Origin of the sequence: uncultured Maribacter sp. (genome assembly GCF_947496775.1) — a bacterium.
Taxonomy (GTDB): Bacteria; Bacteroidota; Bacteroidia; order Flavobacteriales; family Flavobacteriaceae; genus Maribacter_B.
Genome location: NZ_CANMDU010000007.1, coordinates 83,855 through 107,797 on the forward strand (window position 1 = coordinate 83,855; position 23,943 = coordinate 107,797).

General features: G+C 33.3%; 23 protein-coding genes. 14 read left to right on the forward strand and 9 right to left on the reverse strand.

Translation table 11 applies throughout. From position 1 onward, the window contains the following. Positions 1 to 27 precede the first annotated feature (27 nt). From Q0856_RS12205 to Q0856_RS12215, 3 genes are all read right to left on the reverse strand, one after another. Positions 28 to 357, reverse strand: a complete 330-nt coding sequence (locus Q0856_RS12205) for an iron-sulfur cluster assembly accessory protein (RefSeq protein WP_298474856.1) — start codon at positions 355 to 357, stop codon at positions 28 to 30. 133 nt (positions 358 to 490) lie between these two features. Next, complete coding sequence (locus Q0856_RS12210) at positions 491 to 1,834, reverse strand: hypothetical protein (protein WP_298505381.1); 1,344 nt, start codon at positions 1,832 to 1,834, stop codon at positions 491 to 493. Next, complete coding sequence (locus Q0856_RS12215) at positions 1,834 to 3,054, reverse strand: choice-of-anchor B family protein (RefSeq protein ID WP_298505383.1); 1,221 nt, start codon at positions 3,052 to 3,054, stop codon at positions 1,834 to 1,836. The genes Q0856_RS12210 and Q0856_RS12215 overlap by 1 nt, the downstream gene beginning before the upstream one ends. A gap of 67 nt (positions 3,055 to 3,121) precedes the next feature. Between Q0856_RS12215 and thiL the strand changes: the two genes are divergently transcribed. After that, the gene (thiL, locus tag Q0856_RS12220) at positions 3,122 to 4,171 is read left to right on the forward strand and encodes a thiamine-phosphate kinase (protein ID WP_298505386.1); all 1,050 of its coding nucleotides are present in this window, start codon (positions 3,122 to 3,124) and stop codon (positions 4,169 to 4,171) included. A gap of 1 nt (position 4,172) precedes the next feature. Here the strand turns inward: thiL and Q0856_RS12225 are convergent, their stop codons facing one another. After that, positions 4,173 to 4,394 carry a hypothetical protein gene (locus Q0856_RS12225; protein WP_291869806.1) on the reverse strand — a complete coding sequence of 74 codons (222 nt, stop codon included), beginning with the start codon at positions 4,392 to 4,394 and terminating at the stop codon, positions 4,173 to 4,175. Between the two features lie 336 nt (positions 4,395 to 4,730). Here Q0856_RS12225 and brnQ point away from each other — a divergent pair, with 336 nt between their 5' ends. Further along, positions 4,731 to 6,008: a branched-chain amino acid transport system II carrier protein gene (gene brnQ / locus Q0856_RS12230; protein ID WP_298505389.1), complete on the forward strand. Its 1,278-nt coding sequence runs from the start codon at positions 4,731 to 4,733 to the stop codon at positions 6,006 to 6,008. A 19-nt stretch (positions 6,009 to 6,027) separates the two neighbouring features. Here brnQ and Q0856_RS12235 read toward each other — a convergent pair whose 3' ends face one another. From Q0856_RS12235 to Q0856_RS12245, 3 genes are all read right to left on the reverse strand, one after another. Continuing rightward, positions 6,028 to 7,320: an aminopeptidase P family protein gene (locus tag Q0856_RS12235; protein WP_298474867.1), complete on the reverse strand. Its 1,293-nt coding sequence runs from the start codon at positions 7,318 to 7,320 to the stop codon at positions 6,028 to 6,030. A gap of 323 nt (positions 7,321 to 7,643) precedes the next feature. Continuing rightward, the gene (locus Q0856_RS12240) at positions 7,644 to 8,240 is read right to left on the reverse strand and encodes a peptidylprolyl isomerase (protein WP_298505392.1); all 597 of its coding nucleotides are present in this window, start codon (positions 8,238 to 8,240) and stop codon (positions 7,644 to 7,646) included. Between the two features lie 235 nt (positions 8,241 to 8,475). Continuing rightward, positions 8,476 to 8,802, reverse strand: a complete 327-nt coding sequence (locus Q0856_RS12245; protein WP_298474871.1) for a hypothetical protein — start codon at positions 8,800 to 8,802, stop codon at positions 8,476 to 8,478. 183 nt (positions 8,803 to 8,985) lie between these two features. Here Q0856_RS12245 and Q0856_RS12250 point away from each other — a divergent pair, with 183 nt between their 5' ends. From Q0856_RS12250 to Q0856_RS12265, 4 genes are read left to right on the forward strand one after another with little or no spacing between them, the layout of a single operon-like run. Beyond that, positions 8,986 to 11,835 carry a glycosyl hydrolase gene (locus Q0856_RS12250; protein WP_298505395.1) on the forward strand — a complete coding sequence of 950 codons (2,850 nt, stop codon included), beginning with the start codon at positions 8,986 to 8,988 and terminating at the stop codon, positions 11,833 to 11,835. Between the two features lie 12 nt (positions 11,836 to 11,847). After that, positions 11,848 to 12,186 carry a cupin domain-containing protein gene (locus Q0856_RS12255; protein ID WP_298474875.1) on the forward strand — a complete coding sequence of 113 codons (339 nt, stop codon included), beginning with the start codon at positions 11,848 to 11,850 and terminating at the stop codon, positions 12,184 to 12,186. Between the two features lie 41 nt (positions 12,187 to 12,227). Beyond that, entirely contained in the window at positions 12,228 to 13,205 is a 978-nt protein-coding gene (locus tag Q0856_RS12260; protein WP_298474877.1) for a ThuA domain-containing protein, read from the forward strand. 3 nt (positions 13,206 to 13,208) lie between these two features. Next, positions 13,209 to 13,598, forward strand: a complete 390-nt coding sequence (locus Q0856_RS12265; protein ID WP_298505397.1) for a DUF2721 domain-containing protein — start codon at positions 13,209 to 13,211, stop codon at positions 13,596 to 13,598. A gap of 211 nt (positions 13,599 to 13,809) precedes the next feature. Here Q0856_RS12265 and Q0856_RS12270 read toward each other — a convergent pair whose 3' ends face one another. Together Q0856_RS12270 and Q0856_RS12275 are read right to left on the reverse strand one after the other, a co-directional pair. Beyond that, positions 13,810 to 14,781 (reverse strand): succinylglutamate desuccinylase/aspartoacylase family protein, encoded by a 972-nt coding sequence (locus tag Q0856_RS12270; RefSeq protein ID WP_298474881.1) that lies wholly within the window; start codon positions 14,779 to 14,781, stop codon positions 13,810 to 13,812. Further along, complete coding sequence (locus Q0856_RS12275) at positions 14,759 to 15,649, reverse strand: RimK family alpha-L-glutamate ligase (RefSeq protein WP_298505400.1); 891 nt, start codon at positions 15,647 to 15,649, stop codon at positions 14,759 to 14,761. Before Q0856_RS12275 ends, Q0856_RS12270 begins: the two co-directional genes overlap by 23 nt. Positions 15,650 to 15,917: 268 nt before the next feature. Here Q0856_RS12275 and Q0856_RS12280 point away from each other — a divergent pair, with 268 nt between their 5' ends. From Q0856_RS12280 to Q0856_RS12315, 8 genes are all read left to right on the forward strand, one after another. Then, on the forward strand, positions 15,918 to 16,589 hold the full coding sequence (locus Q0856_RS12280) for a succinate dehydrogenase cytochrome b subunit (protein ID WP_298474885.1): 672 nt from the start codon (positions 15,918 to 15,920) through the stop codon (positions 16,587 to 16,589). A 12-nt stretch (positions 16,590 to 16,601) separates the two neighbouring features. Beyond that, complete coding sequence (locus tag Q0856_RS12285) at positions 16,602 to 18,617, forward strand: fumarate reductase/succinate dehydrogenase flavoprotein subunit (RefSeq protein WP_298505403.1); 2,016 nt, start codon at positions 16,602 to 16,604, stop codon at positions 18,615 to 18,617. An 8-nt stretch (positions 18,618 to 18,625) separates the two neighbouring features. After that, positions 18,626 to 19,372, forward strand: a complete 747-nt coding sequence (locus Q0856_RS12290; protein ID WP_298474888.1) for a succinate dehydrogenase/fumarate reductase iron-sulfur subunit — start codon at positions 18,626 to 18,628, stop codon at positions 19,370 to 19,372. 158 nt (positions 19,373 to 19,530) lie between these two features. Beyond that, positions 19,531 to 20,424: a MerR family transcriptional regulator gene (locus tag Q0856_RS12295; protein ID WP_298505405.1), complete on the forward strand. Its 894-nt coding sequence runs from the start codon at positions 19,531 to 19,533 to the stop codon at positions 20,422 to 20,424. Between the two features lie 46 nt (positions 20,425 to 20,470). Beyond that, positions 20,471 to 21,931 carry a phytoene desaturase family protein gene (gene crtI / locus Q0856_RS12300; protein WP_298505408.1) on the forward strand — a complete coding sequence of 487 codons (1,461 nt, stop codon included), beginning with the start codon at positions 20,471 to 20,473 and terminating at the stop codon, positions 21,929 to 21,931. A 2-nt stretch (positions 21,932 to 21,933) separates the two neighbouring features. Beyond that, the gene (locus Q0856_RS12305) at positions 21,934 to 22,773 is read left to right on the forward strand and encodes a phytoene/squalene synthase family protein (RefSeq protein ID WP_298505411.1); all 840 of its coding nucleotides are present in this window, start codon (positions 21,934 to 21,936) and stop codon (positions 22,771 to 22,773) included. A 1-nt stretch (position 22,774) separates the two neighbouring features. Beyond that, a complete protein-coding gene (locus Q0856_RS12310; RefSeq protein ID WP_298474896.1) occupies positions 22,775 to 23,233 on the forward strand; it encodes a sterol desaturase family protein in 459 nt (152 codons plus the stop codon). After that, entirely contained in the window at positions 23,233 to 23,919 is a 687-nt protein-coding gene (locus Q0856_RS12315; RefSeq protein WP_298474898.1) for a lycopene cyclase domain-containing protein, read from the forward strand. Before Q0856_RS12310 ends, Q0856_RS12315 begins: the two co-directional genes overlap by 1 nt. The last annotated feature ends 24 nt before the right edge of the window (positions 23,920 to 23,943 follow it).

Here is a 23,943-nt window from a genome sequence, read left to right on the forward strand (position 1 = left end):
AATTAATCAACTTCGTTTATTAAATTATTATAATGAAAAACTTTCTCCACAACCACATGTTCTTTGAGCGTTGGGATTGTTAAACACAAATCCCTTACCGTTAAGTCCGCCAGAATATTCTAATGTGGTACCTACTAAATATAAAAAACTCTTTTTATCTACAACAATACGTACTTCATTGTCTTCAAAAACTTTATCCGCTTCTCCTATATTTTTATCAAAATCTAACTCGTAAGATAATCCGCTACAACCGCCACTCTTAACACCAACACGTACGTAATCCGTTGTAGCATTAAAACCTCCTTCGGTCATTAAACCGATAACTCTTTTCTTTGCTTCTTCCGATACTTGAATCATAGCTAACTGGATTTATTCTAAATAGTTTACAAATATATGTTATAAGTAGCGTTTTAACCTAAAAACTTACATTAATAAAACATATCTCTACATAAGTTTTCTTTATCTAACGCATGAAAAGAAAGGTCTTTCCTTATTTAATTTTAATAATTACAACATCGGTTTTTCCATTACTCTGAGAAGTTAAAAAATCTGAACTTAAAGTTTCTCCTACTAAAACAATGCTCTTATCGGTGTTTTCTACTACATCAAAACCAAAATCAATATTTACACCTCCAAAGGAATTTTGCCAGGTTAATTTTCCTTGCGCATCTGTTTTTATAAGCCAAATATCATTTTGGCCTGCGTTTAGACTTGCATCAGGATTTGCACTTTTGGTGTTTCCGACAATGATAAATCCGCCATTACTGTCTGTAGTAACACCTCGCGCGGCATCAAAACTAGCTCCTCCAAATGTTTTTTCCCAGATTAACTCTCCCGTATCACTAACTTTTATCAACCAAACATCTGACTCTCCACTATTTATAGACACATCTCCATCGGTACTAAACGTATTCCCTGTAATTACATAGGCATTATCCGTCGTTTTTGCAATATCATATGCTATTTCTATTCCCGACCCTCCGAAAGAATTTTGCCAAAGAAGTTCTCCAGAACTATTAATTTTTAATACCCAAAAATCATAACCGCCATTGGAGTTAGTTATATCGAAATCTGTACTCTCCGAAAAACCAGCCATTACAAAACCTCCGTCATTAGACTGTACTACAGCATGGGCTCTGTCATTATTGGTTCCTCCAAAGTACCTTCGCCATTCTATATTTCCTAAAGCATCGATTTTTGTTCCCCAAAACTCCCCAACACCATGCCTTGTTAAAGAATTACTCTTATCCGTGTACCCGTCTGACCTAGCTAATGTTATATCTAAAAAACCTACAAAAAAGAAGCCCCCGTCTTGGGTTTCTAATATATCATAAGAATGGTCGTGTCCAGAAAAACCATAACTTTTTTCCCATTCCAAAGTACCATTAGCATCTATCTTAACAATCCAATTATCATGAAAACCTTCATTATTACTACCATCGCCATCATTGCTCATTGCGTAGCCGGTTAATACAAACCCACCATCTTTGGTCTGTTTTACACTCTGTCCCTTATCATCTTTACTGCCACCATAGGTTTTACTCCATTGTTTATTCCCCAGCTCATCTAACTTTAAAAGCCAATAATCATTTACTTCCAAGGTTTTCCCTTCTAAATCGCCATCTATACTATTAGAAAAACCAAGGACAGCATACCCTCCATCAAAAGTTTTTATAATAGATTGTGCAGTTTCTTCTCCTGAACCTCCATAATTTTTAACCCAGTCTACTTCTCCTGAAAATTTTACATTATTTTCTTTCGGCTCATTTTCCCAATCTCCAGAGCAAGAAAACAAAACAAATATCATAGAAAGTAGAGTGATATACTTTTTCATTAATCCGATTTTTTAACTACAAATAATCCACTATTAATATCGCCGATAACTATCTTCCCGCTATTGAAATATGGGTACACACTCCAAACACCATTAAAATCTGCATTGTTATGAGCTGGATAGGTATCAAAAAAACCCACCTCCTTAATTGCTTTAGTATTAATTCCTGAAATATCTAAAACTCTAATTCCTGCAGTGTAATTGGCTAGAAAGAACAAATCTCCTTTTACATATCCATTATGATCAATGGCACTGCTTTCTCCTAAATAGGTATGAAACAATACAGGATTATCTAAATCCGTAAAATCGAATACTAAAGTTCTAGATTTAAATCCAAGCTTAGTTTCATCTAATTCATCACCTAATAAAAAATATTTTTGATTTTCTGTAAACCAACCTTGATGCGTATATTCAATATTAGGATAAAGAACTGTTGAAATTTCCACAGGATTTAATTTATCGGTAACATCCGCTACAACCACTTGATTTTCATTAGCTCCTATAAAAATTTCTTTACCTGTATAATCTGTATCTGGCCCCATATAAGTTACTACCTGTGCATCGTGTGTATACCCACTAGCAGCATAACCACCTGTAGCAATTGGGTTCATTGGGTCTTGTATATTAATAAAATGAGCTCCCCCTAGAAAAGCATCATCACGTTGTGTTCCTACAACATAAGCATAGCCAACATCTTCATTAATTACAATATTATGAGCATTACCAAAACCTTTATAATGTACATCCGCCTCGAAAGTCTCTGGAGCATTTGTTACTGATCTTAATTTCGTTAAATCAAATATTTGCATACCATGATTCTCAGCTTCGGATACTACAAAAGTATAATTTTTATACACTTTAACATCTCTCCACGTACTAGCTGTAGTTGCAGTAGGTAACTTGCCTATATATTGCGCATTTTCGGTATCTGTAATATCTACAAAAACAACTCCGTTATCTACACCAAAAATAGCGTATTCCTTTGCTGTTTCTGGATCTGTCCAGCCCCATATATCATTTCCTTTTGTTGCATTAAAATCGGATAGGGGCAAACGCGCTAACAAATCGTATCCATTACAAGGGTAAATACCAGCCATTCCATTTACACAGGGCTTGGATTCTGTTTCTAATCCCAGGTTTTCCTCATCCTTAGATGAATCTTTCTTGGAACAAGACCATATAAAAAATATTAATCCAAAAATTAAAATAGTCCTTTTCATAATTTGGAAATTTAATTCTTTTACAAGTTAAAGATATTTATAATAATAGGATTAGTATTTTTGCCAGATGTTAGAAGATAAGAATCAAGAAAAAACATCTTTGGAAAGTTTAGGTGAATTTGGATTAATAGACCATTTAACCAAGCATTTTAAAATTACACATACCTCAACAATAAAAGGTATTGGAGATGATGCTGCTATATTAGATTTTAAAGACAAAAAAGTTGTTGTATCTACAGATTTGCTTGTAGAAAATGTTCATTTTGACCTTAGTTATATGCCTTTAAAACACTTAGGCTATAAAGCAGTAATGGTAAACTTATCTGATATTTATGCCATGAATGCAAAGGCTACTCAAATTACAGTTTCTATTGCTGTATCTAACCGGTTTCCACTAGAAGCTTTAGAAGAATTATATGCAGGAATTACAACTGCTACAGAAAAATATAAGATAGACTTAATAGGCGGAGACACTACTTCCTCTACAAAAGGTATGCTAATTAGTATTACCGCAATTGGAGAAGCAAATGAGGAAGATATTACGTACCGTACAGGAGCTAAACCAAACGATTTATTAGTGGTCTCTGGAGATCTAGGTGGCGCTTATATGGGATTACAAATTTTAGAGAGAGAGAAAGAAGTTTTTAAAGTAAACCCAAACAACCAACCAGATTTGGAGCCATACTCCTATATTGTAGAAAGGCAATTAAAACCTGAAGCTCGTAAGGACATTCCTGAATTACTTAAAGAATTAGGTGTTAAACCAACTTCAATGATAGATATTAGCGACGGTCTTTCGTCTGAAATTTTACATTTATGCAAAAGTAGTAAGGTAGGAGTAAATTTATATGAAGATAAAATTCCTTTGGATCCAACTGTAATTTCTACATGTGAAGAGTTTAATTTAGATAGTACAACGGTAGCATTAAGTGGCGGTGAGGACTATGAATTACTCTTTACAATAGACCAAAAAGAATTCCCAAAAATTAAGGGCAATCCTAACTTTTCTGTTGTGGGGCATACGACAGAAGAGAATGAAGGTGCTTTCTTAATCTCCAGGAATAATTCTAAAATTCCGTTAACCGCTCAGGGCTGGAATTCGCTCGCCAAAGCATAGGTTAAGCTACTTGCTGTGCAGCAGCTCTGTGTCTTTTCTGATAAATAACTTCTAATGTGTTATTTATATCCTGTAATTCTGGTGTTAATGCAGATAAATTTCCGCTAACATCTGTTGTAACCTCTCTACCGCAATGAATGCATTTGTATTCTTTAATGTGTGAAGTAACTTTTTTAGACACGGAATAGTGGTGTCCAAAAATATTGCATATAACTTTTTTCATAATGTAGGTTTTTTTTAGGCGTACTTATGCGATTTGGGGACCTATAAATACAAGTTTTTTAATTTGGTTTTGGTACAAAAAAATGTCAATTAAAACATTGTGAAGAGATAACGGCGTATGTCTTCTTTTTATTGGCAAAAACAAATAAAATTCTCATTTTTTCGATGAATAACCAATAATTCGATAAAGTGTATTTTTATATCGATAAAAAACATAAAATATAAGTCGTTAAAAAACAAATAGATAAGATGAAATTCATATTCGAAATCATATAATAGGTTTTTGCATAAAAAATTTGAAGCCTATTTTATTATCTTACCATAGAATAAATAAAACATGAATAGACCCAAAGATGTATTAATCACCGCTTTTGCTTTGTTTTCTCTTTTCTTTGGCGCAGGGAATTTAATATTACCTCCTTTATTAGGTTTTAAATCTGGTAACCTCTGGAGCTTAGTCACTTTAGGGTTTTGTATTTCTGCAGTTGTAATTCCGATATTAGGAATACTGGCACACGCAAAATTACAAGGCACTATTTTCGATTTTGGAAAAAAGGTGTCTCCTACATTTAGCCTAGCCTATTCCTTTATTATATACGCAATATCTATAAGCTTACCCTCTCCCAGAACTGCATCTGTTACCCATGAAATGGCAATAGCTCCTTTTTTTAAAACATCACCGATACTAACCAGTATTATCTATTTTACATTGGTTTTTCTTTTTGTAGTAAATCGCTCTAAAATTTTAAATATAATTGGTAAGATTTTAACCCCTGCGATTATTATTATTCTAATACTAATTATTGGTATACTTACTTTTTCTCTTGATTTCTCATTTGGCAACACCCTATTTATAAATCCGTTTACGGATGGTGTTTTAGAAGGCTACCAGACTTTTGATGCTATTGGAGCTGTAGTTGTAGGTGGCGTAATTATAGTATCTATCCAGATAAAAAACAAAGAAGCTACCTATGAAGCTAAAAAAAGTTTAATACAAAAGGCGGGCTCTATAGCAGGTTTTGCTTTATTTTTAATATATACGGGATTAGTATTATCTGGCTCTTTAGTACATAATACGTTCGATATGGAAATAACTAGAACCTCTCTTTTAACAGGAATAGCCACATTAAGCCTTGGTTCCGTTGGAAATTTATTTCTAAGTACACTAGTTAGTCTGGCCTGTTTCACAACCGCAGTAGGAATTGTCACAGGTACTGCTGACTTTATAAAATCTAGATGTAATAATTCTAAACAAGCTTATGTAATAACAGCAACGGTAGGGTGCTTATTAGGAATAGTAATGGGGCAATTTAATGTAGAATACATTATAGCTGTGGCATTACCTGCTCTTATGTTTATTTACCCTATTACCATTGTTTTAATTTTACTAAATAATCTTCCCGAAAAGTACGCTTCTGGCATTGTATTTAAAGTGGTAGTTCTAACAACTATTCTTTTTAGTATTCCTGATTTTATGAGGAGTATTCCGGTTTTAAATCCTAATAAGGATTTATTTTCTTGGATACCGTTACAAGAATATAGTATGGGCTGGGTTTTACCTGCTTTGCTATGTTTTATAACTACAAACTTAATTAAAAGAGGGGCCCAAGAATAGATTCTTATTTGCCGTAATTTTAACGATGCATTAAATCCTCTATCTCTTCTACTTCAATAGGAATGTTCGCCATAAGATTAAATGGAGCTCCTTTTTCTTGAATAACCACATCGTCCTCAATACGAATTCCCATATTTTCCTCTGGTATATAAATTCCTGGCTCTACAGTGAAAACCATATTAGCTTTCATAGGAGTTTTTAAAGATCCATAATCATGGGTGTTTAAACCAATATGATGACTGGTTCCATGCATAAAATACTTTTTATATGCCGGCCATTTTTTATCTTCTTTTTGAATATCTGCTTTATCTAACAAGCCTAAACCTAATAATTCCGAGGTCATAATTTCTCCACATTCTTTATGATATTCAGCCCAAATAGTACCTGGAACCAACATAGAGGTAGCTTCTTTTTTAACTCTTAAAACTGCTTCATAGACCGCTTTTTGTCTTGAGGTGAATTTTCCATTTACAGGAATAGTTCTAGTTAAATCGGAAGAATAATTAGCATATTCCGCAGCAACATCCATAAGGATTAAATCGCCATCTTGGCATTGTTGATTGTTCTCAATATAGTGTAGTACATTTGCATTGTTTCCAGAAGCTATTATTGGTGTATAAGCAAACCCTTTAGATCGGTTCCGTATAAACTCATGAAGTAATTCTGCCTCTATCTCATACTCCCAAACTCCAGGTTTTACAAAACCCAACAAACGACGGAATCCCTTTTCGGTTATATTACAAGCTGTTTGCATTAGAGTAATTTCTTCGGGCTCCTTTACCCCTCTAATTTCTTGTAAAATAGGATTACTTTTTGCGTATTGGTGGGCAGGAAATTGCTCTTTACATTTTTTTATAAATCTATCCTCTCTTGTTTGCGTTTCAACAGCTTGGCGATAATGCTCATTGGTATTAAAATAAATAATATCTGCCTCAGTCATTAAATCAAAAAAAACTTTATCAAAATCAGAAAGCCAATAAATAGATTCTATACCTGATACTTCTGTTGCTTTTTCTTTAGTCAATTTTTCCCCTTCCCAAACTGCAATATGAGCATTGGTCTCACGAACAAATAAAACCTCCCTGTATGCTTTATTTAATGCATCCGGAAATAAAACCAATATAGTCTCTTCCTGGTCTGCTCCTGATAAATAAAAAATATCTCTATGTTGCTCAAAAGGTAATGTACTATCTGCACTTATAGGATAAACATCATTAGAGTTAAAAACAGCAATACTTTTTGGCTTCATTTGTGCCATAAATTTTGCTCTATTTTTTATAAAAAGGCTTGCACTTATTTGTTGGTACTTCATACTATTCTATTTGATGTAAATTTAAGAATTCCTAAGTACACCCTTTAGAATTTTTTTATTGTTAAAATCCAAAAACCTTTACAAATCTTCATTTTCATTATGTAAACGCATATGAAATATAGAAAATAACAATATAGGTTTTCTAAGTGTTGCAGAAAATAACCTAGAAATGTTATTTATTCTTCCATCTTATCCTATAAAAAGTAATGAAAAATGCCTGTTACAACATACTTTAAAAAATGGCTGTTAATAAACAAAACGTACAAACTATGGATTTAAAATAATAAAGTGTTCGGATTTAGATGCAACTGTAAAACCCTATCCTATTTTACATATGGAACTATAAAATTCAGGGCTTTTAACTCCTTTTTGTTTAATTTAATTATATCTACATTTAAAGCTATTGGAATCAAAGGTTCATCTAAAGAATCTCGTTTTACATCTACTATTGCATCCACCACATTCATCCCTTTAATTACTTTACCAAAAACAGTATAATCGCCATCTAATCTATGTAACCCTTTTTTATTTTGTACTATATAAAATTGGCAGCGTGCAGAAAGCTTATCGGGATTACCATCTCTACCAGCGCCTAATGCACCATATTCGTGTAAAAGATTGTCATTAAATTCTGGTTCTAGTAAATATTCCGAATCCGTAAATCCCTCTGGAGTATCCGGACAACCACCTTGCGCTACAAAATTTGGAATAACACGATTAAATCTCAATGAATCCCAATAGCCTTTCTTGGCTAATTCTATAAAACTAGCTTTATGTTTTGGTGTTTCATTATACAACCATAAAAAAATTTCTCCTTTTGGAGTACTTATTCTTCCAATTTCATATACAGAGTCATCTTTAGTAAAGGAGACAAATGCTACTCCCAAAATAAGTACAAGTAAAAGTGCCCATTTCTTCATATTCTTTACATTTAAATAGTTAAGCTTAAAAATAGTACAAATTTTAGTAAACAACCTCGGGGCAAGCCCACGAGGCATTAGAAGGAAAATTAGCATTGATTTCGACGCAAGCGTCGGAGCATTTAAATCTCGATTATCGAGTAAAGAATATTTTAAAATATGAAGTAACTATTTGTTGAACAAAAAAAGGGCTTAAAAAATAAGCCCCCTTAATTATAGTTAATAGTTGGTTATTCTATTTAGACATCATGTTTTTAACAACTCCAATAATTGCCATGATTATACCACCGCCTACACCACCACCAGCTACACTACCCAAAATACTAGATAAATCCATTCCTCCAGCAGCAGCATCAACGGCAGCGGATGCATCCATACCAGAAGCTGCTCCTGCTCCCAATCCTAACATTCCCAATACTTGCCCACCAATACCACCTCCTAAAAGACCAGCAATAGTGTTTCCTAGAGTTCCTAATGATAAATTCTTTAATAATTTTCCTGCTACGTTGCCACCAACAGCTCCTGTAACTAATTGAATAATTAACGGTAAATACTCTTCCATTTTTATATGTTTTAGTTGATTATTTATCAATAAATTAACAACAAAATTATGAAATTAGCAATTTTATAGCTCATTAAATACTGATTAACAGCATTGTACCTCTTTTATGAGTTCATAAAAAAATTTTTAACCCGTAAAAGTTATTCCTAACTTCCCGTTTCAAATTCTTATTCAAATAAAATTATGAATAAACTAATATGTATTTTTAGTCTTATTTTTTCTGTTTTTACTTTTGGTCAAAAAAACACAACCACTTCTGAAGAAGTAAAACAAAGTCTTATACTTAAAAATAATCTAGAAAAAACCTCTCTCGTAAAGAATATTCCATTGAAAAATATAGGCCCTTCGGTTATGAGCGGTCGTGTAGTAGATGTAGATGTAAATACGGAAAATCCTTCAGAATTTTATGTTGCTTATGCCTCAGGCGGTCTTTGGTATACGATTAATAATGGTGCCTCTTTTACTCCAATAATGGATAATTCCAATACGCAAAACATTGGAGATATTGCAGTGGATTGGAAAACAGGTGTTATTTGGGTTGGTACTGGTGAAAATAATTCTTCGCGTTCTTCTTATGCTGGCATCGGTATTCTAAAATCTTTGGATAAAGGAAAAACATGGGCTAATATGGGTCTAAATGACACACACCATATTGGTAAAATAGTCCTTAATCCCAACAACCCTAATGAAGTTATTATAGGTGCTACAGGGCATTTGTATACTCCAAATGAGGAAAGAGGTATATACAAAACTATAGACGGTGGGAAAACATGGAAAAAAACCTTATTTATTAATGAAAATACTGGAATTATAGATGTGGCTCATGCTCCCAAAAATTTCAATATTATATATGCTTCTGCATGGCAAAAAGATAGAAAAGCATGGAATTTTAAGGGCAATGGTAATGGCTCTGGAATATATAAAAGTTCGGATGCAGGGGAAACTTGGCAAAAAATAACTACTCCTCAAAGTGGTTTCCCTACTGGAGAAGGTGTCGGCAGAATAGGTTTAGCCGCCTTTAATGAAAATACAATCTATGCAGTACACGACAATCAATTTAGAAGAGACTCCTCAAAAAAAGAATCCAAAGAAAAAAAAGGGATACAAAAGGACGATTTTAAAAGCATGACTATCGCAGACTTCCTAAAAATAGACGACAAAAAGCTAAATGCCTTTCTTAAAACTAATAATTTTCAAGAAAAATACCGCGCAGAAAATGTAAAACAATTGGTACGTAGTGGTGTTGCCAAACCAGCAGATGTTGCAAAATACTTAGAAACTGCAAATTCTCTATTATTTGATACTCCCGTAATAGGAGCTGAAGTTTATTTGAGTACCGACGGAGGAAAAACATGGAAAAAAAGAAACAAAGATTTCATTGATGATTTATACTACAGTTACGGTTATTATTTTGGTGAAATTAGAATAGACCCTAATAATCAGAACAAAATATACCTTACTGGTGTTCCTTTAATTGCTTCAGAAAATGGTGGAGAAACTTATTTTGCAATAAATGGCAAAAATATGCACGCCGACCACCAAGCGCTATGGATTAACCCTAATAAATCAGGGCACATATTAAATGGTAACGATGGTGGACTTAACCTGACCTATGATGACGGAAAGAACTGGACTAAGTTAAACACTGTTAGTGTTGGTCAATTTTATTCTATAAATGTAGATAATCAAGAGCCCTACCATGTATACGGAGGCTTACAAGATAATGGTGTTTGGACAGGGCCGCATAATGCTCCTATGGACACAAGGTGGCATCAAACTGGAGAATATCCTTGGAAATCTATTATGGGTGGAGATGGGATGCAAGTACAAATAGATAATAGAAATTGTAATATAGTATATACAGGATATCAATTTGGAAATTATTACAGAATAGATAGGAATGCTAAAAAGAAAACATATATTCAACCAAAACACGAATTAGGAGAAACACCATATCGTTTTAATTGGCAAACCCCAATTTTACTTTCACCCCATAATCAAGATATTATATATTTAGGAAGCAATAAGCTACATCGTTCTTTAAACAAAGGGGATAATTGGGAAACTATCTCAAAAGATTTAACAAAAGGTGGAAAGAAAGGAAATGTCGCTTACGGTACACTTACCACCATTTCTGAATCGCCGTTTAAATTTGGCCTACTGTATACTGGTAGTGATGATGGCTTTATTCAGTATACCAATGACGGAGGCGGAAGCTGGTCTAATATCTCTAGTACTTTACCACAAAACCTATGGGTAAGTAGAATAGCCGCTTCTAAACATAAAAAAGAACGTGTTTACGTAACTTTAAATGGGTATAGGAACGACGATTTTACTCCTTACGTTTATTTAAGTGATGATTATGGTGTTACATGGAAAAACATTGCCAAGGATCTCCCTCTTGGAGCGGTAAACATTATTTTAGAAGATACTGAAAATGAAAATTTATTGTTTTTAGGTACCGATAATGGTTTATATGTTTCTTTAAACAAAGGAGCTTCCTGGCAAATTATGCAAAATGGAATGCCGAATGTTGCTGTACATGATTTAGTAATACAACCCGAAGCCAAACATTTATTAATTGGCACACATGGTAGAAGTATCTATAAAACAGATATTGCCCAATTACAATTATATTCAGATACCATAAAAAGAGAAGCCTTAACTATATTCCAAATAGACACTATTAAACACTCAAAAAACTGGGGCAATTCATGGAGTTTATGGGGGGAAGCAACAACTCCAGGAATGGATATAACTTTTTACTCCTCTAAAAAAGAAACTTACAATACTAAAGTGTTATCTGCAGATGATGTAGTCGTAAACGAAACAGAAATCAATGCAGATATTGGATACAATATTCTTTCTTTTGACCTAACTTTCTCTAAAGCCGGTAAATCTAAATACCTGAAAAAAAACAAAAAAGAGCTTAAAAAAGCTAAGAATGGCAAAACATATTTACCTAAAGGAAAATATAAACTTATACTGGAAAGTAAAAAAGAAAAACAAGAAGTTATTTTTGAAATAGAATAAGTGTAATAAAAAATGAAAATTGTAAAAACAACAGAGTTACCAGAGTTAGGTGTTTCTCACAACCCGGATATTAAGAAAAAAGTTTTTATAGAAAAAAATGAAATTCCAAAACTTATGATGTTCGGCTCTGCTATTTTTAAACCTGGCCAAAATGTAGAAACGCATAAACACGACACTATGTTCGAGGTTTTTCATATTACCTCTGGAAAAGCTGAATTTACTGTTAACAATAAGCGCTTTGTACTACTAGCTGGGGATTGTATTACCATTGAACCTGGAGAATTACATTCCCAAAGTAACCCTTTTGACCAAGACGTACATTGGACGTATTTTGGAATAGCAACAGATTAAATCTATTTGATTATAAAATATTACCTTTCTAAAAAAAATTCATGAATTCTATTAAAAATCTATTTCTACTTTTCGTGTTATTTTGTTTCTCGAATGTTTCTTGCCAAAGCAATGATAAACCCATTATAAATACCTTAATTATTGATGGTCAAAATAATCATGATCAATGGCCCAAAATAAGCTACATGTTAAAGGAGTATATGGAAACAACAACATTGTTTTCTGTAGATTTAAATAGGACAGCATATACTTGGAAAGGAGAAAAGCACATTCCACAATTTATAATTGATAGTCTAACCAAAACGGAGGCTTTAGAAAAACCAAAAATGGATCCAAATTTTGCCCCTGATTTTTCTAAATACGATTTGGTTGTTTGTAATTTTGGTTGGAATGCTGCTTCCCTACCAGAAAAAACAAAAAAATCTTTCGAAGAATTCATTAAAAATGGTGGTGGCTTAGTGGTTTTTCATGCTGCGGACAACTCTTTCCCCGAATGGTTGGCTTATAACCAAATGATTGGTTTAGGAGGTTGGGGCAACCGAACAGAAAAAGATGGGCCATATGTGTATTATAATGATGAAGGAAAATTAATTAGAGACTCTACTCCTGGTAAAGGAGGTGCTCATGGACCTAAAAGCCCGTACCAAGTACAAATAAGAGATACGAATCACCCCATAACAAAAGGATTACCTACAAAGTGGATGCACACAGAAGATGAATTGTATAATAGCCTTAGAGGCCCTGCAGAAAATATGACTATTTTGGCAACAGCATATTCCGATAAAGAAAATAAAGGAACAGGGCGTCATGAACCTGCACTTATGGTACTTAATTACGGTAAAGGACGTATTTTTCATAGTATTATGGGCCATGCCGATTATTCTATAGAATGTGTTGGATTTATGACCACATTTTTAAGAGGAGCGGAATGGGCTGCTACTGGAGAAGTTACGCAAGAAATTCCAGAAGATTTCCCATCTGAGACTAAGACAAGTAGTAGGCCATTTAGTAAATTATAAGTAATGGAACTTAGCCTAAGTATTCCTGCACTACTATTCCCCGCTATATCTTTAACGATGTTGGCGTACAATGCAAGATATCTAGCAATAGCGGCTTTAATAAGGCAATTACATCAAAAACTTAAGGAAACAGAATCTTCTGCTTTAGAGTTACAAGTAAAACAATTAAGAAAACGTTTATCTATTATAAAAAGCATGCAGGCAATTGCTATAATAAGTTTCTTGCTGGCGGTTATAACTATGTTCCTAATATATATTGAAAGTACTATGGTTGCTAATATTGTTTTTGGAATTAGTTTATTAGCTTTAATGATTTCTTTAACTCTAAGTTTAATAGAAGTACAACTTTCTACTAAAGCACTTTCTATTCAACTAGAAGATATTAGCAAATAACTCTTTTTCACTACAAAAAATAAAAACCAACCCAATAGTTGGTTTTTATTCTTACTATACCGATCATTTATAATAATCTTATAGATATTCTTTTATAAAGAGTCGATAATCGGTAAAAATATCCAAAACAAAACAACTCTTTTCTTATTAAACAAACCATTCAGTTGGTAATTCTTCAACTACAAATTAAAAATAGTAAGGAATTTCTCTTCTATTTTCCTTGTCCAACATGAAATAAAGCATCTCCTTGATTAACCACAGCTTGAAAATTTAGTGCAATTACAAAACCATTATAAGGAGCTTTAATATTTTTGGTTTTAAGTGCAATGGCATCTGTAATGACCCCCAAATTTTGACCTTTTTTAATTTTAGAGCCATTTAACACCTGAGGAATAAACATTCCCGCAGTAGGTGCACGCAGCCATTTTCTTCCTGTTAATGCAATAGATGTTTGTCTTTCAATAAATGTAGACTCTATATTTTTAACCATTCCTAAATGCTTTATTACATTCAATACGCCTTGCATTCCTTCTAAAATAGAGTAATTATCGAAACGCATACTTTCTCCTGCTTCAAAAACAATGGTTGGCTTACCCATTTTGTATGCTGCATTTCTAAAAGACCCTTTAATGAGTTTAGAAGGAAAAATAAAAGGTGCATTAAAAATAGTAGCCATCTCTTTACTCCTATGGTCTTCTATAGTATATCGTATCTGCGGATAATTATGCCGCTGGGCTCCACCAGTATGTAAGTCAATACCAAAATCTATTTGAGATAAAATTTCTGTAATATAATGATAAGCAATTCTACTAGCCATAGAACCAGATTTAGACCCCGGAAAACTACGATTAACATCTTTCCCATCTGGAACATCTCTAGAAAAATGAATAAAACCAAAAACGTTTAAAATGGGAACAGCAATTACTGCTCCCCTCTCCACATTAAATAATTGTTCTTGCATCATTTTACGAACAATCTCCATTCCGTTTATCTCATCGCCATGTAGCCCCCCTTGTACCAATAAAGTTGGCCCTGGTTGTTTTGCATTGTAGACATAAACAGGAATATCTATTAAGGTCCCAGTTGGTAAACGATCAATATTAATTTTGAGTAATTTATCTTCTCCCGGAGAAACTTTTTGCCCTCCAACAATTATATCTTTATTTTCTTGTTCGTCTACCATTCTTTTCTACAAATTTTATAATCTCCTTGGCAATATTAATTCCGGTTGCCTCTTCTATTCCTTGCAATCCTGGTGATGCGTTTACTTCTATTAAAAGAGGGCCCTTTTTTGATCTAATAATATCTACTCCAGCTACCCCTAGACCCATATGCTTTGTAGCATTTAAAGCCATGTTTAATTCCATTTTTGTTGGCTCTATTTGCTCCGCCGCTCCACCACGATGTACGTTAGACCTAAATTCATCAGGAGCACTCGTGCGTTTTATACTAGCTACTACTCTATTCCCTACAACAAATAAACGAATATCTTCACCATTAGATTCTTCTATATATTTTTGGATAAGAATACTCGTATTCATCTTATAAAAAGTGTCTATAATTGATTTTGCAGATTTTTTAGTTTCCGCTAAAATTACACCTAAACCCTGTGTTCCTTCTTGTAATTTTATTATTACTGGCATTCCCCCTAATATTTCAATCTGCTCTTCTATGTTATCTGGGTTTATAGAAAAGAGAGTTTCGGGTATAGGAATACCTTTTCTTGCCATAATCTGAAGTGTTCTCACTTTATTTCTGGCTCTAGTAATACTCAAAGAACGAGCTGTACTAAACACCCCGTTCATTTCAAATTGTTTTACAATAGCCGAACCATGTTTAGTAACTTTAGTTCCTATTCTTGGAATAATTGCTTGAAAGTGACTAGTTATATTATCTCCTTGATAATAGATTTGAGGTTTTCCGCTTCCTAGTTTAACAGCACATTTAGTATGATCTATCTGCTCTACATAATGCCCTAAATTTTTTGCTTCTTCTGCTATTCTCATGGTAGAATATACATTCATACTAACAGATAAAAGTCCGATATCCATAATATCAATTTATAGGTTTTATAATTAAGTACGTAATATCGGTTAAAATTTAGAACTAAAATCAACAAAAAATATTTTTACTCTAAAAAAGTAAAAGCCTTACGAAATCGTTTTTGTAGATTTTTATCCCTTTATATATAAGACATTGACTTTTGCTTAAAACAATTTTAAAATGCCTTATTTTTACTAAGTATAAATACGGAGGTAAACAAAACAAAGTTTGGCAATGAATCCTTTGTGCAGTAAATTTGTATAAAATAATGAACCAATGAGTGGATTTTTCACATCTTCGATCGGCCGAAAGTACGCAATGGCACTTTCCGCATTTTTCTTAATGTTTTTTTTAATAATGCATGTTGCTTTAAATGCCGTGTCCCTTTTTAGCGAAGACGCTTTTAACCAAGCGTCACATTTTATGGGTACTAACCCGTTAATTCAGTTTTTAATGCAGCCGATATTAATGATAGGCGTTGTTTTTCATTTTGTTATGGGTTTCATTTTAGAGGCCAAAAATAGATCTGCAAGAGTTGTTTCTTATGCAAAAAATAATGGTGCTGCAAATTCTACTTGGATGAGTAGAAATATGATTTACAGCGGTTTATTTATATTGATTTTCTTAGTAATACACTTTTTGGATTTTTGGATTCCAGAAATTAACACAAAATATATTGTTGGAGATATGAGTGGTCTTCATGAGGGATCTTTTAGATATTATCATGAATTACAACTTAAATTTATTCCTATTTGGCGTGTCGCTTTATATTGCATAGGTTTTGTTTTCTTAGCCTTGCATTTACTACATGGCTTTGATTCGGCTTTCCAATCACTTGGAGCAAACAACAAATACACAAAAGGTTTAAAAGGGTTTGGAAAAGCATATGCTATCTTAATTCCGCTAGTATTTATTATAATAGCTCTTTTTCATCATTTTAATCATTAATAATACAATTCTATGTCTGTATTAGATTCTAAAGTACCTAAAGGCCCCATTAAAGATAAATGGAGCAATTATAAAGATCATATCAACTTAGTAAACCCCGCTAATAAGCGTAACATCGATGTTATTGTTGTTGGTACTGGTTTAGCAGGAGGTTCTGCTGCTGCCACTTTAGCAGAATTAGGTTATAACGTAAAAGCATTTGCGTATCAAGATTCTCCAAGACGTGCGCATTCCATTGCTGCACAAGGAGGAATTAATGCTGCGAAGAATTATCAAGGTGATGGCGATTCTACATATAGACTGTTTTATGATACGGTAAAAGGTGGGGATTACCGCTCACGCGAAGCTAACGTCTATCGTTTAGCAGAAGTATCCGCAAATATTATTGATCAGTGTGTCGCGCAAGGAGTTCCTTTTGCTCGTGATTATGGCGGCCTTTTAGACAACCGTTCTTTTGGTGGTGTATTAGTATCCAGAACTTTTTACGCTAAAGGCCAAACAGGACAACAATTATTGTTAGGTGCCTATTCTGCAATGAATAGACAAATTGCACGTGGTAAAATCGAAATGTTCAATCGTCATGAAATGTTGGATGTAGTTCTTGTTGACGGAAAAGCAAGAGGTATAATTACTCGTAATTTAATTACTGGTGAAATTGAAAGACATTCAGCGCATGCTGTAGTAATTGGCACAGGTGGTTATGGAAATGTATATTTCTTATCTACCAATGCTATGGGATCCAACGCAACAGCAGCATGGAAAATTCATAAAAAGGGTGCTTTCTTTGCAAATCCTTGTTATACACAAATTCACCCAACTTGTATTCCTCGTTCAGGAGATTATCAATCTAAATTAACATTGATGTCAGAGTCTCTTCGTAACGATGGTAGAATTTGGGTTCCTGCTAAAATAGAAGATGCTAAAGCTATTCAACAGGGGAAATTAAAACCAACGCAAATCGCTGAAGCCGATAGAGACTATTATCTAGAACGCAGGTATCCTGCATTTGGTAATTTGGTTCCTCGTGATGTTGCTTCTAGAGCAGCAAAAGAACGTTGTGATGCTGGTTTTGGTGTTAATGCCACTGGGGAAGCCGTATACTTAGATTTTGCAGCTGCAATTAACCGCTATGGAAAAGAGCAAGCCAAAATACAAGGTATTTCGAACCCATCAGAAGCCAAAGTATACGAACTAGGACAAGCAATAGTAGAAGCCAAATATGGTAACCTATTTCAAATGTACGAGAAGATTGTAGATGAAAATCCGTATAAAACTCCTATGATGATATACCCTGCAACTCACTACACAATGGGTGGTGTATGGGTAGATTATAATTTAATGACTACAGTACCTGGCTTATACTGTATTGGTGAGGCAAACTTCTCTGACCATGGAGCAAATAGATTAGGAGCCTCAGCATTAATGCAAGGCTTGGCAGACGGTTATTTTGTTCTTCCCTATACGATTGGAGATTATTTATCTGATGATATTAGAACAGGAAAAATACCAACAGATACTCCTGAGTTTGATGAAGTAGAAAAAGCTGTAAAAGATAAAATTGACTTTTTCCTTAATAATGACGGAACAAAATCCGTAGATCACTTCCATAAAAGGCTTGGAAAAGTTATGTGGGAAAAAGTAGGAATGTCTCGTAATGCTAAAGGTTTAACTGAAGCAATGGCAGAGATTAAAGCTATTCGCGAAGAATTCTGGAAAGAGGTTAAAGTACCGGGTTCTGGAAACGAAATGAATTTAGAACTAGAAAAAGCTGGCCGCGTTGCAGATTTCTTAGAATTAGGAGAGCTGTTTGCTAAAGATGCTCTTGTAAGAGAAGAATCTTGCGGAGGTCACTTTAGAGAAGAATCTGCTGAAACAGATGGCCCTCAAAAGGGTGAAGCAAAACGTAACGATAAAGACTTTGCTTTTGTTTCTGCATGGGAATACAAAGGAGAACCAGCAGACGCAATCTTACATAAAGAAGAGTTAGAATTTAACGATATTGAACTAAAACAACGTTCATACAAATAAGAAAGACTATGAATTTAACGCTTAAAATTTGGAGACAAAAAGACTCGAAAACTAAGGGTCAAATGGTAGACTATAAAGTTACCGATATCTCAGAACACATGTCTTTCTTAGAAATGATGGATGTTCTTAACGAACAACTCGTAAACTCAGGAGATGAGCCAATAGCATTTGATCACGATTGCCGTGAGGGTATTTGCGGTATGTGCTCCATGTATATTAATGGAGAAGCTCATGGTCCGGATAGGGGTGTTACAACTTGCCAATTACACATGCGTATGTTTAAAGATGGCGATACCATAACTATTGAGCCATGGAGAGCAAAAGCCTTTCCTGTAATTAAAGATTTAGTAGTAGACCGCATGTCTTTTGAGCGTATACAACAGGCTGGTGCATATATTTCTGTAAACACTTCTGGTAATACGCAAGACGCCAATTCGCTTCCAATATCTAAGCACGCGGCAGATGAAGCTATGGATGCAGCAACCTGTATAGGCTGTGGTGCTTGTGTAGCTACTTGTAAAAACTCATCCGCTATGCTATTTGTTGGAGCCAAAGTATCCCAGTATGCACTATTACCACAAGGGCAAGTTGAAGCTGTTGATCGGGTTAAGAACATGGTTGCTCAAATGGATTTAGAAGGATTCGGCAATTGCACCAATACTGGAGCTTGTGAAATTGAATGCCCTAAAGGAATTTCTTTAGAAAACATAGCACGCATGAATCGTGAATTCTTAAAAGCCTCTTTAAAAGGATAAGATAAGTTATACATTTTTACAAAGCCCTAAGCATTATTCTTTGCTTAGGGCTTTTTCTTTGCAACAAGCCTTTTAATCCAAAATTTTCAAAATAAAATCCCTCGCTTGGTACTTATATTTTTTTATTGTTAGATTTGTCTAAAGAAAATAGCATTATATTGAACAATATTAAAACTAAATTCTCCATAAAAGACCTAGAAAATATCTCCGGGGTAAAAGCCCATACCATTCGTATATGGGAAAAAAGGTACGACTTATTAACCCCAAGCAGAACAAAAGGAAACTCCAGATTTTACGACCAAGAAAATCTTCAAAAACTTTTAAATGTCATTCTATTAAATAATAATAATTACAAAATTTCTAAAATTGCAGCGCTAACAAATGATGAAATTGTCTTAAAAGCAAGAGAAATTGCGTTGTTAAATAACGTAGATGACGATGCGATAAATTCGCTCAAGATAGCCATGTACAATTTTGATCAAAATCTATTCAATAAGGTATATGCAGAGTTATTAACTAAAAAAACATTTCAAGAAATATTTAAAGATACTTTTGTTCCCTTATTAAATTTTATTGGTTTACTATGGCAAACCAAATCACTAACCCCCGCTCATGAGCATTTTATTAGTAATTTAATTTCTCAAAAAATACAAGTCAATACAGAACGTATAAATTTTAAACCCACCAGTAATAAAAAAGTTTATGTTCTGTATTTACCAGAGAATGAAATACACGAACTAGGGCTTCTTTATTTAAACTATGAACTTAAACTTAGGGGCTTGCATTCTGTATATTTAGGGCAAAGCGTTCCTCTTAAAAATTTAAAGGACCTTCAAAATGTATTTAATTCTATTTGCTTTATATCTTATTTCATTGTGGAGCCTTCAGAGGATAAAATAGTTCCTTATTACACCGAATTTTCCAAGATAATGAAAAATAGTGGTAACGAATTATGGGTAATCGGCAAAAAAGCACTAGGAACCAATCCTAAAAACGCTTTTAAAAACATTAAAATTTTCTCCCAAACCACCGATGTTTTAGAAAAATTATAGTAAAACGGTATTTTTGTTTAACTTTTTACTATTTTAGTTAAACAATATGAATAAAACTATATATATAATAGGCTCAGGTTTTTCTTCACTATCTGCATCATGCTACCTAGCCCAGGCAGGTCATAAGGTAATTGTATTAGAAAAAAATGGGACTTTAGGGGGTAGAGCTCGTCAATTAAAAAAAGATGGATTTATATTCGATATAGGTCCTACATGGTATTGGATGCCCGATGTATTTGAACGTTTCTTTTCAGATTTTAATAAAACGCCTATAGACTTTTATCAAATAAACAAGCTTAATCCAGCATACCAAGTCTATTTTTCCAAAGAAGATTTCAAAACTATATCAGGCGATATAAATGAGATATACGAGATGTTTGAGAGAGAGGAGCCTGGAAGTTCTATTCACCTAAAAGAATTCTTGCTTTCTGCGCAAAAAAACTACGAAACGGCAATAAAAGAACTAGTATACAGGCCAGGAGTTTCTCCTCTTGAATTAATTACACCAAAAACTATAGTAAGAGCAAACCAATTTTTATCTACTATTAAAAATCAGGTTAGAAAAAGAATTAAAAGCGAAAAACTAATAAAAATTCTTGAGTTTCCAGTATTATTCTTAGGGGCAAAACCTAGCAACACTCCTGCATTTTACAATTTTATGAATTATGCCGATTTTGGTCTTGGCACATGGCATCCTAAAGGTGGCATGTATAAAGTCATAGAAGGAACAGTAAGTTTAGCAAAATCATTAGGCGTGGAATTCCATACCAATGCCAATGTAAACTCCATTATTGTTGAAAATAAAAAAATAAAAGGGATATCTGTAAATGGCAACTTTATAGAAACTGAAATAGTACTCAGTGGAGCAGATTATCACCATACCGAAACGCTCTTACCAAAAGAATATAGACAGTATTCCGAAAAATACTGGGCCAACCGAACCTTTGCCCCGTCCTCTTTACTATTTTACGTTGCCCTGGATAAACCACTAAAAAATGTATCACATCATACGTTATTTTTTGATTGTGATTTCGAAAAACATGCTGAAACTATATACGACCAACCCGCTTGGCCAAATAATCCTTTATTTTATGCCAGTTTTCCAAGTAAAACAGATGACACTTTAGCGCCAACAAATAATGAAGCCGCAACCTTTCTAATTCCATTAGCTCCAGGTATAAAAGACACAACTGAAATAAGAGAATTATACTTTAACAAAATAATAGACAGATTAGAAAAAGTTACAAATCAAGAAGTAAAAAGTAGCATTATATTTAAAGAATCCTTTTGCGTAAACGATTTTATAAAAGAATACAACTCGTATAAAGGTAATGCGTATGGCTTAGCAAACACCTTACTACAAACTGCATTTTTAAGACCAAAAATTAAAAGCAAAAAAGTAGATAACTTATACTTTACTGGGCAACTTACAGTTCCAGGACCAGGAGTTCCTCCTGCATTAATTTCAGGAAAAATAGCAGCTAACTTAATCTTAAAAAAATTGTAATCATGAAAAATATCTATACACAGTTATCGTTTTCTTGTAGCAAAATAGTAACACAACAATATAGCACCTCTTTTTCATCTGCTGTACGAATGCTATCCCCAAAAATTAGAAGAGCAATCTATAGCATTTATGGTTTTGTGCGGTTTGCAGATGAAATAGTAGATAGCTTTGTTACATATAATCAAGAGGAATTGCTTAACGATTTTGAAAAGAGTTATTATCAAGCTTTTAAAAACAATATAAGTCTAAATCCTATATTACATTCCTTTCAGGAAACTGTAAAAAAGTACAACATTGAAGATGCTTTAATACAATCGTTTTTAAAAAGCATGCGAGCAGATTTGCACAAGACAAACTATAGTACTCAAGAAGATTACGAAACCTATATATACGGCTCTGCAGATGTAGTTGGCCTAATGTGTTTAAAAGTTTTTACCAATGGTAATACGGAAAAATATGAACTATTAAAAGAACCTGCTATGCGCTTAGGTTCGGCCTTTCAAAAAGTAAACTTCTTAAGAGACATTAAAGAAGATTATGAGGTTTTAAATCGTTCTTACTTTCCCAATATAAATTTAAAAAACTTATCTCCTGATGATAAGAAACTAATAATATCTGAAATTAAGGAAGATTTTAAAGAGGCCTATAAAGGAGTAGTAAGATTACCGTTAGAATCTAGATTTGGCGTTTATACTGCTTACAGGTATTATTTAAAACTTCTTCGAAAATTAGAAACTACACCTTCTCACAAAATAATGGATGCAAGAATACGAGTTTCCGACTTTATGAAGGTAAACTTATTAGCGAAATCCTTCATTCGTTTTAAATTAAATATCTTGTAGTATGTTTTTTATAACCTACATTTTAATAGTCATAACAACATTTTCTACAATGGAAATAGTAACATGGCTAACACACAAATATGTAATGCATGGTTTTCTCTGGTATTTGCACGAAGACCATCACCAACCAAAATACAAAGGTGTTCTTGAAAAAAATGACTGGTTCTTTGTAATCTTTGCCACCCCAAGTGTCTTATTATTCTGGTATGGATTAACACCAGAACTTAACTACCTATTCTTTATTGGACTTGGAATTTTATGCTACGGTATTGCTTATTTTTTAATACATGATGTATTAATACACCAACGTTTTAGATGGTTCACAAAAACAAAAAACAAATATTTAATTGGCCTTAGAAAGGCTCATAAAATACACCATAAACATTTAGGCAAAGAAGACGGAGAATGCTATGGAATGCTATATGTCCCCTATAAATATTTTAAAAACCAAATGGTATAATGTATTTATATTTACTCTTAAATATAGCGTCAATAAGTATTCCTTTATTGTATTCTTTTCATAAAAAAATGTACTTTATACAATATTGGAAGTCCGTTTTTATCTCTATATGCATTACGGGACTTGCTTTTATACTCTGGGATTCTTTATTCACTTTATATGGTATATGGGGCTTTAACGATCAATACCACCTACCATATAAATTATTAGATCTTCCGATAGAGGAATGGCTATTTTTTATTTGCATTCCCTATGCTTCCGTTTTTATTCATTATGCATTAGATTACTATTACCCCAAAGCTGAATTATCTAAAAAATTAACGCTTACAATTACCTTAATAATAATTACCACTTTAACTGTTAGCATAACATTCCATACAGATAAAGCATATACATTGGTAAACTTTAGCCTAGCAATTGTAGTATTTTGCATTGGTTTAATTAAAATAAAAAAATTACAAAAGTTTTATCTTTCTTTTCTTATTATTCTAATTCCATTTTTCTTAGTCAATGGAATCTTAACAGGTAGCTTTATTGATGAAGCTATTGTTTGGTATGATAATAATGAAAATTTAGGAATACGCATTGCCACCATACCGGTTGAAGATATTGTCTATGCTTTTAATTTATTATTTATAAACATACTTTTCATAGAAGAGTTAAAATCCAAACCTCAAAAAACTTAACTTTCATATGGATTTAAAGTATAT

Excerpts from the sequence above, each read along its gene's own strand:
- crtI (WP_298505408.1), top strand. The coding sequence starts at position 20,471 with ATGAATAAAACTATATATATAATAGGCTCAGGTTTTTCTTCACTATCT.
- Q0856_RS12215 (WP_298505383.1), bottom strand. The coding sequence starts at position 3,054 with ATGAAAAGGACTATTTTAATTTTTGGATTAATATTTTTTATATGGTCT.
- Q0856_RS12310 (WP_298474896.1), top strand. The coding sequence starts at position 22,775 with ATGTTTTTTATAACCTACATTTTAATAGTCATAACAACATTTTCTACA.
- Q0856_RS12225 (WP_291869806.1), bottom strand. The coding sequence starts at position 4,394 with ATGAAAAAAGTTATATGCAATATTTTTGGACACCACTATTCCGTGTCT.
- Q0856_RS12245 (WP_298474871.1), bottom strand. The coding sequence starts at position 8,802 with ATGGAAGAGTATTTACCGTTAATTATTCAATTAGTTACAGGAGCTGTT.
- Q0856_RS12260 (WP_298474877.1), top strand. The coding sequence starts at position 12,228 with ATGAATTCTATTAAAAATCTATTTCTACTTTTCGTGTTATTTTGTTTC.
- Q0856_RS12235 (WP_298474867.1), bottom strand. The coding sequence starts at position 7,320 with ATGAAGTACCAACAAATAAGTGCAAGCCTTTTTATAAAAAATAGAGCA.
- Q0856_RS12210 (WP_298505381.1), bottom strand. The coding sequence starts at position 1,834 with ATGAAAAAGTATATCACTCTACTTTCTATGATATTTGTTTTGTTTTCT.
- Q0856_RS12305 (WP_298505411.1), top strand. The coding sequence starts at position 21,934 with ATGAAAAATATCTATACACAGTTATCGTTTTCTTGTAGCAAAATAGTA.
- Q0856_RS12240 (WP_298505392.1), bottom strand. The coding sequence starts at position 8,240 with ATGAAGAAATGGGCACTTTTACTTGTACTTATTTTGGGAGTAGCATTT.
- Q0856_RS12290 (WP_298474888.1), top strand. The coding sequence starts at position 18,626 with ATGAATTTAACGCTTAAAATTTGGAGACAAAAAGACTCGAAAACTAAG.
- Q0856_RS12255 (WP_298474875.1), top strand. The coding sequence starts at position 11,848 with ATGAAAATTGTAAAAACAACAGAGTTACCAGAGTTAGGTGTTTCTCAC.
- Q0856_RS12270 (WP_298474881.1), bottom strand. The coding sequence starts at position 14,781 with ATGGTAGACGAACAAGAAAATAAAGATATAATTGTTGGAGGGCAAAAA.
- Q0856_RS12280 (WP_298474885.1), top strand. The coding sequence starts at position 15,918 with ATGAGTGGATTTTTCACATCTTCGATCGGCCGAAAGTACGCAATGGCA.
- Q0856_RS12265 (WP_298505397.1), top strand. The coding sequence starts at position 13,209 with ATGGAACTTAGCCTAAGTATTCCTGCACTACTATTCCCCGCTATATCT.
- Q0856_RS12315 (WP_298474898.1), top strand. The coding sequence starts at position 23,233 with ATGTATTTATATTTACTCTTAAATATAGCGTCAATAAGTATTCCTTTA.
- Q0856_RS12285 (WP_298505403.1), top strand. The coding sequence starts at position 16,602 with ATGTCTGTATTAGATTCTAAAGTACCTAAAGGCCCCATTAAAGATAAA.
- brnQ (WP_298505389.1), top strand. The coding sequence starts at position 4,731 with ATGAATAGACCCAAAGATGTATTAATCACCGCTTTTGCTTTGTTTTCT.
- Q0856_RS12250 (WP_298505395.1), top strand. The coding sequence starts at position 8,986 with ATGAATAAACTAATATGTATTTTTAGTCTTATTTTTTCTGTTTTTACT.
- thiL (WP_298505386.1), top strand. The coding sequence starts at position 3,122 with ATGTTAGAAGATAAGAATCAAGAAAAAACATCTTTGGAAAGTTTAGGT.
- Q0856_RS12205 (WP_298474856.1), bottom strand. The coding sequence starts at position 357 with ATGATTCAAGTATCGGAAGAAGCAAAGAAAAGAGTTATCGGTTTAATG.
- Q0856_RS12275 (WP_298505400.1), bottom strand. The coding sequence starts at position 15,649 with ATGGATATCGGACTTTTATCTGTTAGTATGAATGTATATTCTACCATG.